The sequence below is a fragment of the Psychrobacter sp. ASPA161_9 genome (assembly GCF_051970275.1).
In the GTDB taxonomy this organism is placed as follows: Bacteria; Pseudomonadota; Gammaproteobacteria; order Pseudomonadales; family Moraxellaceae; genus Psychrobacter.
In genome coordinates this window covers 233,478-248,411 of the sequence record NZ_JBEFNI010000002.1, presented here as the reverse complement: position 1 = coordinate 248,411, position 14,934 = coordinate 233,478, and the positions used below count along the sequence as shown (strand labels likewise).

Sequence of the window (14,934 nt, the reverse complement as noted above, 5' to 3'; positions counted from 1 at the left end):
TGCATTATCACTTTAATATATAACTCTCTTTCAAAGAGCTGATAAAGTCAGTGCAATATAGATTGGCTATAGCAAAATATATCTTGCCCATAGTCATTATATAAACAAGCTACCATATTAGCTTGATTTTTATACAGCAAAATCTTCAAGATCACTACCTGCTGCTAGTGCATCAACTAACCACGTAGGCTTACGGCCACGGCCAGTCCATGTCTCTTGATTGTTATCAGTATTACGATATTTGATACTGCGTTTTTTCTCTAATTTTTCACCAGCCTTTAGAATCTCTTCGATGGTACTGTTGCTTTCTTCTGCAATTTTTTCGAACTGCATATAAGCAGCATATAAACGCTGGTGTTGTTTTTTGGCGATAAGTTGTTGTGCATTTTCAGTAATGGCACGTAACTCATCTACGTTTAAATTGTCTAAATCAATAGTATTATTTTTATTCATAACAGCCTCGGTTTCAAAAATAGAAATAAGCTCAATAGGTCTTTTATAACTTCTCAAGCGCTGGATAGATATCTAGCAATACTGCTTTACCGCTGTTGATGTCTCTTTGAATATAGTAATTAAACCAGATTTAATGTAAATCCATTTAATCGATTCTATAATATGCGACACCTAATTAAACAGCTTTAGTAACCGTGCGAGATTAACATAATTTTTATCCTTAATGAATAATTAAATATTAATAATAGCATTTAAGTTTTTGAATAATAAAAGTCTATATTCATATTAAATAATATTAGCTTTCATAATCATCTATCAATAACTACGCATATTCTATTATCTTTTATAGACATAAGTTTGTTATAGAAATATGGTTAAACATCTAAATGACTCATTTTATAAACAGCAAAAACCAACTACTTTTTAATTCCCTAACGCATTTAAGGCTATAAAAACATTAGCCATAAAAAAGAGCCTATGTAAATAGGCTCCATCTAACTTAATCAACATTACTTAATCATGTGTTCCTCAAAACGGAATGTCATCATCTACAGGACCGTCTGGCATAGCCGTCGGTTTAGACTGTGCTGGCATTTGAGAAGGCTGATTGAACTGGTTTTGTTGAGCAGGTGCATTTTGATTATTGAAGCTGTTCTGATTACCACCTTGAGCTGCCGCACCGCCAGCTTGATTATAGCCACCTTGCTGGGCTGGCTGATTGTTTGCTTGCTGACCAAAGTTGTTTTGATTGCTTTGACCGCCTTGATTGCCATAGCCACCGCCTTGGCTTTGACCACCAAAGTTACTACTATCTTGACCACCACCAGTCGCGCCATCGAGCATCTGCATTTGCTCAGCACGAATCTCAGTGATGTAACGATCTTGTCCGCTTTGATCTTGGTATTTACGGGTACGCAGACTGCCTTCAATATAGACCTTACTGCCTTTGCGAAGATACTGCGCGGCAATCTCTCCTAAGCGATTAAATAATGCAATACGATGCCATTCGGTCGCTTCTCTTTTTTCACCGCTTTGCTTATCTGTCCATTGCTCTGACGTCGCAACCGAGATATTGGTCACGCTACCGCCATTATTAAATTGACGTGCCTCAGGGTCTGCTCCAAGGTTACCGATAATGATAACTTTATTAACTCCGCGCATGGTACCGTCCTTTTACTTATGAATAATTTAATGAATAGTTTTAACTGTCATTTAATGGAACCAATTAATACTATCAGTAATTTGTTTTTACTTTAACCAATTTTTGTTTAAATATCTAGGGGGCTTTGAGCAAGATGCGACAGCTCCTGTCGTGAAGTATCGGTCAGCTGGGTTTTGTCTAACTTAAGGTATGCTACCTGTTCTTTTGCCATTACCACCAGCTCATCGACGCCATCTACTGCCAGCATCTGCCGTGACCAATCTTGAATGTTGATATTTTTAGGGATAGTTACTGTCGTACTTGATAGATAAGGCGGCTGGGCAATCGGGATAATGAAAAGCAACGCTGCACCCATGATAGCGGCTAATATGCCCCAAGCCAGCAGATTTGGCTGCGTCAATAGTAAGCCACCCATCGCACCGCCAACAAAGGCCCCAAAGAACTGGCTAGATGAGTTAAGTCCCATTGCCGTCGCTTTATTCGCTACTGGCGCCCGCTTCGAGATCCATGATGGAATGGTGGCTTCAAGTAAATTAAAGCCCATAAAGTATAATAATAGACCTAAAATAATACCCACACCAAGATGACTACCAAAGGCGAGCAACGCTAATGAAGCAGTCATTAGCGCCAATGCTCCTAAAAACACTTGGCGCATTTTGCGTTTCTTTTCGGCAATGATGATAAACGGAATCGCGACGGCAAAGCCAATAAATAACAATGGCAAATAAACCAAGCCCTGCTGGCGTACAGACAAGCCCATCACGTCACTTAGCTGATGCGGCAAAATAACAAATATCGCCGTCATGGTAAGATGTAGCGCAAAAATACCGATATGCAAACGGTTTAAATCGCCTATTTTTATCACGCTAGCCAATTGCTGACCAATCGATTTATTATCCAAATTATGCTTAAGCACTCGTAGCGGTGTAGGCACGACGAAAAGTAGCATCATCGCTAAAACAGCAAAGCCTGCGGTCAACCAAAACAGCCCCGAAATACCAAGCGAGCCAACCAACAAGGGGCCAAAGGCAAAAGCGAGCATAATGGAGGTGGCAATGGTCAAGCCCATGGTTGCCATCGCTTTAGTGCGCATCTCTTCTCGCGTCACATCAGCTAGTAGCGCCATCAATACCGCAGAGACCGCGCCACTACCTGCCAGCGCCCGACCGATAATGACTTCATAAATATCAGTCGCATTTGCCGCGATGATACCGCCAAGGGCAAATAATATTAAACCCAAAAATATGATAGGTTTACGGGGAAACTTATCCGCGGCAAGGCTCATTGGTATCTGAAAAATAGCCTGCCCTAGCCCATAAATACCGACCGCTAAACCGATCAAAAATGGCGTGGCATGCGCATAATTGTCACCATACACAGAAAACACAGGCACAATCATAAACAGGCCAATCATCCGCAAGGCAAATATACCACCGACCCCCAGAATTGCCCGTTTTTCTACGCTATTCATACTTGCCTCACTGGTTTATCACATCACGACTGACATCTATACACTATGACAATGCACAGCTGCGCTACACTTATGGGTCTATCGACTGCCTCTGGCAACTATCGGCTAGTAAGACTGACAAGTAGCATCCAGAGCTACCTGCTCTAAGAGCGACATGTACCAAATTTAATAATAATTTGGCAAAATGCTCGTCTATTTGCTCAACCCATAAATCAAGCCCCACAGTATAAAACATTCGCTACTTAGTTGCCGAGACTTTTGTCTTCCTGCCTAGACTTACTATTCCACGCCATCCCAATTCATTCATTTTACTCAATAATTTTGTTACCAAGTGCATCTAATCCCTACTGATGCCTTGAATAATCCTGTAGTCATGACAATAAAGTAAGACGTTGTAAAAGTTATGATAGAGCAGTATATAAACAGGATAGCCTTATATGAACGCGAACAATGATATTACGAGCAATTATTCATAGTACTTAACTATTCGTAGTTTGTAGATATTCCCAGTTTATAAGTACTCATAGAGTCTAAAAGATAGAGCTTAAGAGATGAAGCATAATAAATAGTGTCTAAGAATATGAAATTGGCTTATTTATATCCTTTTGTGACATTAAGTCCTTAATTTATTACTCTATGATAACTTTGAGAATGAAATTAACGTTGATAACTTAGTATTCACATACATTACAGCAATAAACCCAATTCAATTAACATTTAAACTTTTGTCAATATTTAAATAACGAATCGCTTTATAGTTAGAATCATCGAATACCCCAATAAATAATAAGTACCTATAAATCTTTAATGATGGTTATAAAGACCTTTTATTTTTAATAATCAAATAAAGCGTAGTCTATTTTCAAGTAGCATGACTAAATCTTTTAATTAAACCTTATCTACATTTTTGTATTTTATAACCATACGTACATAGTTGTTTTAATAACGCTTTTAGCAAATAGGAAACCCAGAACCGATGGCACACGAGCATATTAAGATTCGCGGCGCACGCACTCATAATCTAAAAAACATCGACTTAGACATTCCACGAGATAAATTTGTGGTGATTACTGGCCTATCTGGTTCTGGTAAATCATCGCTGGCCTTTGATACGCTTTATGCCGAAGGGCAACGTCGCTATGTCGAGAGTCTATCGGCTTATGCGCGTCAGTTTCTCTCGCAAATGGAGAAGCCAGAGGTCGATAGTATTGAAGGTCTCTCCCCTGCGATTGCTATCGAGCAGAAATCAACCAACCATAACCCGCGATCAACGGTCGGTACGATTACCGAAATCTATGACTATTTGCGTCTGCTCTATGCGCGTATCGGTACGCCTTATTGTCCAGAACATGGCGAGCCAATGGTCGCGCAGTCGGTCACCGAAATGGTCGATCAAGTCATGGCGCTCCCAGATGACACCAAGCTAATGATTTTAGCGCCAGTGGTTCGTGAACGCAAAGGTGAGCATACAGTTCTGCTTGAGCAATTAATTGGTCAAGGATTCGTACGCGTACGTGTCGACGGCGATGTCTACGATACTGATGAGCTACCAACTCTCGATAAAAAGAAAAAGCATACGATTGAGGTCGTGGTTGACCGATTTAAAGTTCGTGATGACTTAGGCAACCGCGTCGCTGAAAGTTTGGAGACTGCCCTACGTTTAGGACAAGGGTTGGTGACGCTGCACTTTATGGATGGCAATCCAAAAGAAGGTGGCGATGCTAATCAGGTCATGTCAGCTAAGCATTCTTGCCCGGTTTGTGATCGCGCAGTGTCTGAGCTTGAGCCGCGTATGTTCAGTTTTAACAATCCTTATGGTGCTTGCCCAAGTTGTGATGGTCTCGGCAAACGTCAGTATTTCTCAGCCGAAAAGCTGATTACTCACCATGAAAAATCGCTCAATCAAGGCGCGATTAATGGTTGGGATAAGCGTCACGCTTATTACTTTGGCTTGCTTTCGACTGTTTGTAAGCACTTTAAAATCGATATGGATGCGCCGTGGCAAGAGCTGCCAAACGCGCAGCAAGATCTCATCATGCATGGCTCTGGTAAAGAAAAGCTGACCTTTAACTTTACTGATGAGCGTGGACGTAAAACCAATAAGACGGTACCATTTGAAGGTGTGCTTCCTTATCTAGAGCGTCGTTATGCCAAAACGCAAAGTAACCTTGTGCGTGATGAGCTGGCGAAATACTTGGCGGATACTACTTGTAACGTCTGTGATGGCGCGCGTCTGAATGAGATATCACGCAATGTCCGCGTCAACGAGCATACCATCGCTGAAATCGTCAAGTTGTCTATCGGTGATGCCGCTGACTATTATAAAACGCTGAAGATTGGCGGTCATAAAGGCGAAGTTGCAGAAAAAATCTTTAAAGAGATTAATGAGCGTCTAAACTTCCTCGTCAGTGTCGGACTTGATTATCTATCCCTTGCCCGCTCTGCTGAAACGCTATCGGGTGGTGAAGCTCAGCGTATTCGACTTGCCAGCCAAATTGGTGCAGGTCTCATGGGTGTCATGTATGTACTTGATGAGCCATCGATTGGCCTGCATCAGCGTGACAATGATCGCTTGCTAAAAACCTTAACACGCTTGCGTGATTTGGGTAATACCGTACTGGTCGTTGAACATGATGAAGATGCCATTCGTCAAGCGGATCACGTCATCGATATCGGTGTCGGCGCGGGCGTACATGGCGGTCATATTATCGCTCAGGGTACGGTCGATGACATCATGGCCAATGAAGAATCGCTAACTGGACAATATATGTCTGGTAAGAAAAAAATCGAGATTCCAACCATACGTCACAAGGCTAAAACGATAGAGGTTGAGGAAAAAGGGAAAGCCAGACCAAAAAAAGTACCGATGACTATTGAGCTAAAAGGTGCATCCGGTAACAACTTACACGATGTAGATTTGACCCTGCCAATAGGTATTATGACTTGTATCACGGGTGTTTCAGGTTCTGGTAAATCCACTTTGATTAACCGTACTTTAATGCCACTCGCCGCCACGCAGTTGAATAATGCCTCAACGCTCATCGCGGATAAGCATGACAGCATCAATGGTCTTGAGCATTTGGACAAAATGGTCGATATTGATCAAAGCCCGATTGGTCGTACGCCGCGTTCAAATCCAGCGACGTATACCGGTGTCTTTACGCCAGTACGTGAGATGTTTGCACAAACGCAAGAAGCGCGCGCCCGTGGTTACAAAGCGGGTCGCTTTAGCTTTAACGTTAAAGGCGGACGCTGTGAGATGTGTCAAGGTGACGGTCTCATCAAAGTTGAGATGCACTTTTTGCCAGACATGTATGTGCCGTGTGACACCTGTGAAGGCAAACGCTATAACCGCGAGACTTTAGAGATTCACTATAAAGGTAAAAATATCGCCGATGTGCTCGATATGACCGTTGAAGATGCGACTGAGTTCTTCTCTGCCATTCCAGCGATTTATCGTCGCCTGCAAGCGTTGATGGATGTTGGTTTGAGCTACATTCGCTTGGGTCAATCTGCGCCAACATTGTCAGGTGGTGAAGCGCAGCGTGTTAAGTTAGCCCGTGAATTGGCCAAACGTGATACCGGACAGACGCTCTATATCTTGGATGAGCCAACCACTGGTCTGCATTTCCATGATATTGATAAGCTACTCAATATCTTGCATGCCCTACGTGATAAAGGTAATACCATCGTGGTCATCGAGCATAACTTGGACGTCATCAAAACCGCGGATTGGGTGATTGATCTTGGCCCTGAAGGCGGTAAAGGTGGTGGACTGATTATCGCTGAAGGTACACCTGAAGAAGTAGCGGAAGTGAAAGGCTCGTATACGGGTGAGTTCTTAAAGCCAATGCTTAAGCAGGCGATGCAAGAAGTGAGTTAATACAAGTTAGTTAATTAATAATTGATAAAAGGCTATTCTTTAGGGAGTGGCCTTTTTTGTTGGGTTGAGTTTTTATTTTAGTATTAACATGATAATTATTTTAAGAACATCTGTAAGGTAATGAGCAATGGCAAATGTAGCAAATCTTGAGAAGAAGCTTTTTGAGCTTATCAATACTAAAGACCCTTTTGCTATTGCTCTGACTGGCGAATGGGGTATTGGTAAGACTCATTTTTGGAATAATTTCTGTAAAAAACATCGTGAAAATTTTCGGGTTAAGAAAATTGCTTATGTATCCTTATTCGGTATTGATTCATTGGATGCCTTAAAATTTGAAATAGCTATCAAATCTTACTCTACATCACAAAGCAGTGATAATTTATCTGGAATAAAGAAAGTTTTTCAAAACACAATTGAGGCAGTTGATCTACCTAAGATTGAAGGCAGTGGTGTTGCTCTATCTCTTAGCAAAAGTATGATTACTAGTACTATATCCAATATGGTTAATGAAACCTTAATATGTATAGACGATATTGAGCGAATATCAGACAAATTAGATATCAAAGATGTAATGGGGCTAGTCAATCATTTAAATTTAGAAAAAAAATGTAAAGTTATTGTTTTACTACACGAAGGGAAAGCTAATAAAAAATTTCATGAATACAAAGAAAAAGTCTTTGATGAAATCTTAACTCTAAGTGAATCGATAACCATTATTAAGAAAGATATAGTTGATGATAATGACTTATTTCCCATATACGAGCTATTCTATCAAACATTAAATATAAAGAACTTAAGATTTTATCAACGTGTTCAGAGCACTTTAAAGATTATAATAGATAACTCAGGCAGTGAACTATCTTTAGTAAGTAAGAAACAAATATTAGAGTTTCTTTTAGTAATTATGTTTGCGCATGATATGCCTAAATTACTAGGTTCAGAGATAGATTTTGAATCGTTTATAACAATTCTCGATGAGAAAAATCCAGTTTTTTCAGATCGGCTCATAGACTTAAAATCATCTTCTAGTGAAACATCATCTAAGAAAGACTTACACATTCTCAAACAGTTTGAAAAACTTAATGAAATTCGAGATATTATCGAACCATTTATTTCAAACTTCATTATTTCAGGTTGGGGTCATTTCGTTGTTTCATTGGTTAGAGATTTAGACCTAAACAGTGATATGGCGAAACTTCTAAATGAAAAAGATACTATCAATGAGAGAAACTTAGAAGATAGCAGACTGAAGACCCAAGTGTTACAAGAGTTTCATAACTTGGGGATCGAACCAAAATTTGCCGAACGATTATACTATGTAGCTTGTAGCAGTCTATCTTCAGAACAATTAAGTAACTTAAGCTTTTATTGTGATATTCTCGAAACTAGCAATAGGTCAGACTTGGCTACTCAACTTGAAGACCATATTAAAAGACATATTGAACAATCAGTTAGGTCATCTAAAAGTCATATGTCTATAGATGACTTCTATTTTTTTGGAAAAAAGCCTGAAGATCGCTTCTACGATTTTACTGTTAATTCACTAGCGAGCTTCAGAACTAACAGTTTTAGCTCTAAAAAGATACTTTCAATATTTTTAGATTTTCATAAAAATAGTCGTAGAGCCTGGAATAGTCATGATAAAGACCTCCTAAAGCTAATTGATAAAGATATTTTGAAACAGGTAATTTGGGCAGATATAGAAAGTAACCAAAGATACCGTAAGTTATTTATCCATTCAATTTTATTACATCCATGTCTAGGAGATATTAGTGGTAAACGTGAAGAAATTAGGCTATGGATACTAGATCTACTGCGAGAAAACATTGTTGATAATCCGAACAACGAACCTTCTATAAAAATGTGGTTAGATAATACTAATAATTTGACAGAAAACCTAACTTAGATCGTAAGCTAGCCAAAGCTCACAACCTAAATAAACTCTCTCTCAACATTCATCATCTTTGCATCTACCGTCCGTTCTATCTTCTCCTCTATCTGACTACACTGCGACTCGACTTCACGTTTAGACAGCCCGACTATAACGAATGTCCACTCGCTGGCATCATGTCGATCACGCTCGCCGCTCTCACATACCGCGACGCTTGGCGTATTGCCAAAGCGGGCGTGCAGGCCGCCCATACGTTGGCGCTTTTCTTTTAATGAGCTACATCCGGATAGCGCAAAAGTCAGCGTTAAGATAGCGATATGCATTTTATTCTCCTTGCGACAGTGGTTTACGCTTTATAATAGTAGCAAATAAGCACGGCAAGTTATGCTATCGTTACCTTGCCGTATCGATACCTCATAACGACTCACACTGTTTATACTAATACCATTCATAAAAATCACAATAGCCAACATGCGTACTCGCCCAATGACCTCTATCAGCTACGTACAGCAACAGCGCATTACTCGATTATGCGTGCGCTGCGGATTACTCCTTATGCAATATGGTGCCGAGTCCGCTGTGGTGGTTGACTTGTCTAAACGTTTGGGATTCGCTTTGGGAATGAGTAGCGTAGAATGTTCGCTTAATTTTAATGCCATCACCTTGACGACCATCTGTGATGAACGCTGTATCACCACCACTCGAGACACTATTAATCAAAGCATCAATGTCAATTTATTGGTACAAATCCAGCAAATTATCAATAAAACCGAAGCCGATACAAATAGCCACAAGCTATATAACAATAAGCTGAAGTCTGAGCTTACTGACCGCACCACCCTTGCGTTTGATGAATTAGATAAAACGGTTTATCCAACGTGGCTAGTGGGCATATTTGTTGGCGCATCTTGTGCCGCGTTTGCGAATCTTAATGGCGGCAGTTGGTCGATTACCGCCGTAACCTTTATCGCTGGCATGGTAGCAATGTTTACCCGCATTTATTTGGCTAAGCACCACTTCAATCCCTTTATCACGGTCATTGTTACGGCTTTTATCGCCTCTTTGATTGGGGCGACGACCTATTACTTTGATATTGGTAATAATGCAGATATTGCCGTTGCCTCTAGCGTTCTACTTTTGATACCAAGCTTTCCTTTGATCAATTCTTTCTCAGATATTTTAAAGGGCTATGTCAATATTGGCGTTGGACGTGCCGTTTTTACCTATATGTTGACCTTGTCAGCGTGCGTTGGCATTGTGATGGCACTGGTTTTACTGCAAATACAGCACTGGGGGTTTTGACATGTGGTTCATTGAGACCGTGGTGCTGTCGTGTATCATTACCCTTGGTTGGACGCTTATGTTCAGCGTGCCCAAACGCTATATTTTGCCGTGTTTGCTGATGACCGCGTTTGGATTTGGGTTAAAAACAGCACTTGTCTATCAGCACATCCATCTGGTGGTTGCCAGCTTCTTTGGGGCGATGCTTGCCAGCTTTTTGGGCGTTTACTTTTCTAAAAAGTATACGCTACCGCCCAAAGCGTTAATTTCACCGAGCGTCATCTGTATGATGCCAGGTATCGCTGCTTATAAGGCGATGGTCAGTATGGTGCAGATTGGTTATTTTGGTTTTTCCGACGAATTATTTAGCCAAATGATGGTGTATTTGTTTGAGGCCTTGTTTGTGACTTCAGGATTGGTGCTAGGTTTGTCCATTCCTGGACTGTTATTTTATAGGCGGCGTGCCATTGTTTAAGTGGGTGTAGATAGGTTTAGATATCAAGCTATTTTCGCCTAAATGCTTTTATATTCTGATACTAGCTGGCATATCCTTATAAGCAAAACCTTGTAAGATTAATAATGATACCCATTACAATAGAGTTCAAAATTGCACCAAAACTTAATAAAGAGACATAACAATGACAAAACATTACGATTATATTTCCATTGGCGGCGGTAGCGGCGGCATTGCTTCGATTAATCGAGCGGCGAGCTATGGCAAAAAATGCGCCATTATCGAAGCTGACCAATTGGGCGGCACCTGCGTAAACTGGGGCTGCGTACCTAAAAAGGTGATGTGGTATGGGGCACAAGTTGCCGAAGCCATCGAAAAATATGCGCCAGATTATGGCTTTAATGTGGAAGTAAAAGGCTTTGATTTTCAAAAGCTGGTCAATAGTCGTCAACAATATATCCAAAACATTCACCGCTCTTATGATAATAACTTGGCAAAGAACGGCGTTGAAGTGATAAAAGGCTTTGCCAAATTTATCGATACCAATACGGTCGAGGTTAACGGTGAGCATATTACCGCCGACCATATTTTGATTGCTACAGGCGGTCATCCTATTCTTCCTGATATCAAAGGCGCAGAACACGGTATTGATTCTGATGGGTTTTTTAGGTTAAACCATTTGCCAAAACGTGTGGCTATTGTCGGTGCAGGATATATCGCGGTTGAGATTGCGGGCGTCCTTAACAGTCTAGGCGCTGAGGTGCATCTGTATGTGCGTCAACACTCGCCACTGCGCTCGTTTGACCATACTATCGTAGAGACTTTACTGATAGAGATGGAGCAAGACGGCATTCAATTGCACACCGACACCACACTGACGGAAGTCAATAAAAAAGAAGATGGCTGTTTAGAGTTATTTACCAAAGACGGCGCTCTTGATACCGTAGATTGCTTGATTTGGGCGATTGGTCGCGCGCCTTCTACGGACAATATTAACCTGCAAGTGACGGGTGTGGACACTAACGAGTTTGGCAAAATCAAAGTTGATAAGTTTCAAAACACCAATATCGAGGGCATTTACGCGGTCGGCGATATTATTGAGAACAGTATTGATTTGACGCCGGTAGCTATTGCCGCAGGTCGTCGCCTATCTGAGCGCTTATTTAATGATAAGACTAATGAGCATCTAAGTTATGATTTGATACCAACGGTCATCTTTACCCACCCTGCTATCGGTACGATTGGCTTGTCTGAAATCGATGCTGTTAAGGAATATGGTAAGGATAATATTAAGTGCTATAAATCGACCTTTACCTCTATGTATAGTGCGGTGACCCAGCACCGTCAAAAATGCGTGATGAAGCTGGTATGCTTGGGTGAGGATGAAAAAGTGATTGGCTTGCATGGTATTGGCTATGGCGTTGATGAGATGATTCAAGGCTTTGCGGTGGCGATAAAAATGGGCGCGACCAAAGCTGACTTTGATAATACCGTTGCTATTCATCCTACGGGTTCGGAAGAATTTGTGACGATGCGTTAGATAGACTGGGTGCTATTAGAAGAAAGGCTATTCTTGACGGAATAGCCTTTTTTATTGCCTATTTTTTATTTAGTGTAAAACCACATACTGACAGCACAATCACGATACTGCTATGATGCGTTTAATAATGACCGTTGCGAGATGACTGTGTGGCAGGTATACCTTTTTATATTACCAATTGGTCTAGGCATCATGACTTTGGCAGCAAGCCTATTGTTTTTGTTTGCTTACCTGATGTCTGATGACAATGCCACGCGCTTGCCTGCTTTCAACTGGTTTAAGCGTTTAATTATCGTGGCATTTGTTCTGCTAAGCGTTGGCTTGTTTATGACCTTTGGGCATTTTTGGGGTTAGCTCAAGTTTGATATAGATAAAGTTAACCTTTAAGCGTTAACGATTTTCTCTAATTCTAATAACTCTAAATCCTGACGTTTTGGTTCGCCATTATTGCCATCATATGGAAATGGCATCTTATTACCATTGAACTGATAACCACGGCGCTGATAGTAAGCCAATAGCTCAGGTCGATGGCTTAAAATAGACATAGTAAGACGGGTTGGTTGGCTGTTACTTTTTAAATGTCTTTCAGCGAAAGTTTCGGCGGCTTGTAATATCACATTACCAACGCCCTGCCCCTGCAGCTCTGGATGTACGGCAAACATACCAATATAAGCTTTGTTATCATTGTCAGTCCTATTAAGGTTGCTCTCATTTGTATTGTCATCAACTTTTATATCGACCGCAATACAACCCAACAGCTCACCGGTTTCATCTCCACCGCGTTCGCCTGTGGTCGTTTTTGGATAAATGAACAGATAGTGTTTTGGATTGGCAATGATGCTTGCTAGCTCAGCTTGAGTGATACGAATACCACCGACTAAATCCGCTTCATTGGTCCAGCCCTCCGTCTCTCGATAGCAGCGGTTTAGTAACTGTTCGAGTGCGTCAATATCATCCGCTTCTGCTTGTCGTAAAAATACAGATTCTCTATTCAAGTGATTTTTATTTATCTGTTCTTTATTTATCTGTTCTTTATTTATCTGTTCTTTATTCATGAAACTGGTTGTCCTTTTCCGTTTATTTAGTATAAAAGGCTGACCTAAATTAATAGACCAGCCTTTATAGTAAACCTTATCAGATTTAAGTACTAGCGTGATAACGCCTGTGCTTGGTCGATAAGATTAAATCCTGCATTGATTTGCGCACGCGTTGGCACATGACCACGGCGGAGTAGCTCAGAAAAGGCGACCAGCTCTTTATCGCGCCCTAACGTGCTAGCAGCACTCGCACGCGTATCTTCCCCATCGTCATCAAAGTAATATTCAATATAATCTAGCGTATCTGGCGAGCCAAACAAGATATTGTTATCTGGCGAGGCTGCATGTCCGCTATAGCGTAGGCTTTTGCCATATTGTGCCGTCCAAAAGAAAGGAATACGTTCCTCTAGCGAGTTGACATTGTCTTGATTTAAGATAGCTGCTGCCGTCACGATGCCATGTTGCAGAGCCACCCGCCAATGCTCAATACGCATACGTCCCATTTGGTTGGTCGCTTTAGCAATATCACCGAGCGCATAGACGCCATCACGCAGTTGTAGATGCTCATCCACTTGGACGCCATCTGGAGCGTTCACCTCATTTAAAATCTCGATACGTGGTGCTACGCCAGTACCTAAAATGACAACATCTGCTGCAATCGTACTGCCATCTGACAGTTTTACACCGCTGACTTTACTACCTTCTCCATTGATTTCATCAACACCCGCGCCAAATGTGAACTTCACCCCTTTTTCTTCATGAAGTTTAATGAGCGCATTACTCACCGTTTCAGAGACTATATTGCTCATGACGCGGCGGCTGCGCCCAATAACGGTGACAGATTCTGCCTTCTTCGCCTCCATTAAAGCAGACGCCACTTCCATGCCGATAAAGCCCGTACCTACAATGACGACATGCTTGCTATCACTGGCCGCTTTGATGTCTTTGGCATCATCCATACTACGTAGCGTATAGACACCATTCAAATCAGCACCTTTAAAAGGCGGTATCTTAGGCTCAGCACCTGTCGCTACCACTAGGAAGTCGGCTGTTTGCTGCTCACTATTGCCACTCTCATCTTTCATCACGATAGTGCGCTCATTAGGTAGTACTTTACTGACGGTTTGGTTTAAGCGTAGTTCGATATTATTTTTACTGGCCCACTCGCTGCCGCCAAGCATCAGATATTTCTCTTCCATTTTTCCTGCCAAAAATGCTTTTGACAATAAAGGACGGTTATAAGGGGCTTTATCATCTTTACTAATCAAGGTAATCTTACCGCCATAGCCAGTATGACGCAGCTGATTGGCCGTCATAAAACCAGCACCGCCGCCACCAATGATAATAGTATGGGTATCAGTCAGCTTGTCGTTTTCAACGCGTTTATCTATCTTCGCTGAGGTATTGACGGTCAAGCTATCGCCCTCATCTGTCAGCTCATATTGCGTCAATCCGCGCATGGCAACTGGCTCTAATAGCGTGCCATCGCGGCTGTCAAAACTGCCATGATGCCACGGGCAGACCACTCGATTACCACAGCGCATGCCATCACCTAAATCTGCACCAACATGAGGACATTTGCCATCAAAGGCAAAAAACTCGTCCTCATCACGGGTAATTAAAATGATACTATCGTCATCTTGTTTATATGACTTCATACCGCCACTTGGAATGTCAGATTTATTGATCGTTACTAGATTTTTGGCGGCGATTTTGTTATCGGCTTGGTTATTATTAACTTGGCTCATAGGTCATCCTTAAC

The 14,934-nt window shown here is 41.5% G+C and carries 12 protein-coding genes; 6 read left to right on the top strand and 6 right to left on the bottom strand.

The features are described from left to right. Positions 1-129: 129 nt before the first annotated feature. The 3 genes from ACTQ9S_RS04130 to ACTQ9S_RS04120 all read right to left on the bottom strand — a co-directional run bounded on the left by ACTQ9S_RS04130 (position 130) and on the right by ACTQ9S_RS04120 (position 3,086). Entirely contained in the window at positions 130-453 is a 324-nt protein-coding gene (locus ACTQ9S_RS04130; RefSeq protein ID WP_440453897.1) for an H-NS histone family protein, read from the bottom strand. Between the two features lie 528 nt (positions 454-981). Then, positions 982-1,614: a single-stranded DNA-binding protein gene (ssb, locus tag ACTQ9S_RS04125; protein ID WP_440453895.1), complete on the bottom strand. Its 633-nt coding sequence runs from the start codon at positions 1,612-1,614 to the stop codon at positions 982-984. Positions 1,615-1,721: 107 nt separating this feature from the next. Further along, positions 1,722-3,086: an MFS transporter gene (locus ACTQ9S_RS04120; RefSeq protein ID WP_068037410.1), complete on the bottom strand. Its 1,365-nt coding sequence runs from the start codon at positions 3,084-3,086 to the stop codon at positions 1,722-1,724. Between the two features lie 976 nt (positions 3,087-4,062). Here ACTQ9S_RS04120 and uvrA point away from each other — a divergent pair. Together uvrA and ACTQ9S_RS04110 are read left to right on the top strand one after the other, a co-directional pair. Beyond that, on the top strand, positions 4,063-6,969 hold the full coding sequence (uvrA, locus tag ACTQ9S_RS04115) for an excinuclease ABC subunit UvrA (RefSeq protein WP_440453893.1): 2,907 nt from the start codon (positions 4,063-4,065) through the stop codon (positions 6,967-6,969). A gap of 127 nt (positions 6,970-7,096) precedes the next feature. Beyond that, positions 7,097-8,875 carry a P-loop NTPase fold protein gene (locus tag ACTQ9S_RS04110; protein WP_440453891.1) on the top strand — a complete coding sequence of 593 codons (1,779 nt, stop codon included), beginning with the start codon at positions 7,097-7,099 and terminating at the stop codon, positions 8,873-8,875. A 26-nt stretch (positions 8,876-8,901) separates the two neighbouring features. Here ACTQ9S_RS04110 and ACTQ9S_RS04105 read toward each other — a convergent pair whose 3' ends face one another. Next, positions 8,902-9,183, bottom strand: a complete 282-nt coding sequence (locus ACTQ9S_RS04105) for a DUF503 domain-containing protein (protein WP_440453889.1) — start codon at positions 9,181-9,183, stop codon at positions 8,902-8,904. Between the two features lie 163 nt (positions 9,184-9,346). Here ACTQ9S_RS04105 and ACTQ9S_RS04100 point away from each other — a divergent pair, with 163 nt between their 5' ends. The 4 genes from ACTQ9S_RS04100 to ACTQ9S_RS04085 all read left to right on the top strand — a co-directional run bounded on the left by ACTQ9S_RS04100 (position 9,347) and on the right by ACTQ9S_RS04085 (position 12,489). Continuing rightward, the gene (locus ACTQ9S_RS04100) at positions 9,347-10,162 is read left to right on the top strand and encodes a threonine/serine ThrE exporter family protein (protein ID WP_350656209.1); all 816 of its coding nucleotides are present in this window, start codon (positions 9,347-9,349) and stop codon (positions 10,160-10,162) included. Between the two features lies 1 nt (position 10,163). After that, on the top strand, positions 10,164-10,616 hold the full coding sequence (locus tag ACTQ9S_RS04095) for a threonine/serine exporter family protein (protein ID WP_068037441.1): 453 nt from the start codon (positions 10,164-10,166) through the stop codon (positions 10,614-10,616). A 163-nt stretch (positions 10,617-10,779) separates the two neighbouring features. Then, positions 10,780-12,135, top strand: a complete 1,356-nt coding sequence (gorA, locus tag ACTQ9S_RS04090) for a glutathione-disulfide reductase (protein ID WP_440453887.1) — start codon at positions 10,780-10,782, stop codon at positions 12,133-12,135. A gap of 141 nt (positions 12,136-12,276) precedes the next feature. Next, entirely contained in the window at positions 12,277-12,489 is a 213-nt protein-coding gene (locus ACTQ9S_RS04085; RefSeq protein WP_068037443.1) for a hypothetical protein, read from the top strand. Between the two features lie 29 nt (positions 12,490-12,518). On the opposite strand, the gene ACTQ9S_RS04080 is transcribed toward ACTQ9S_RS04085, so the two are convergent. Beyond that, positions 12,519-13,190: a GNAT family N-acetyltransferase gene (locus ACTQ9S_RS04080; protein ID WP_440453886.1), complete on the bottom strand. Its 672-nt coding sequence runs from the start codon at positions 13,188-13,190 to the stop codon at positions 12,519-12,521. A 92-nt stretch (positions 13,191-13,282) separates the two neighbouring features. Next, positions 13,283-14,920 carry an FAD-dependent oxidoreductase gene (locus tag ACTQ9S_RS04075; protein WP_440453884.1) on the bottom strand — a complete coding sequence of 546 codons (1,638 nt, stop codon included), beginning with the start codon at positions 14,918-14,920 and terminating at the stop codon, positions 13,283-13,285. Between the last annotated feature and the right edge of the window lie 14 nt (positions 14,921-14,934).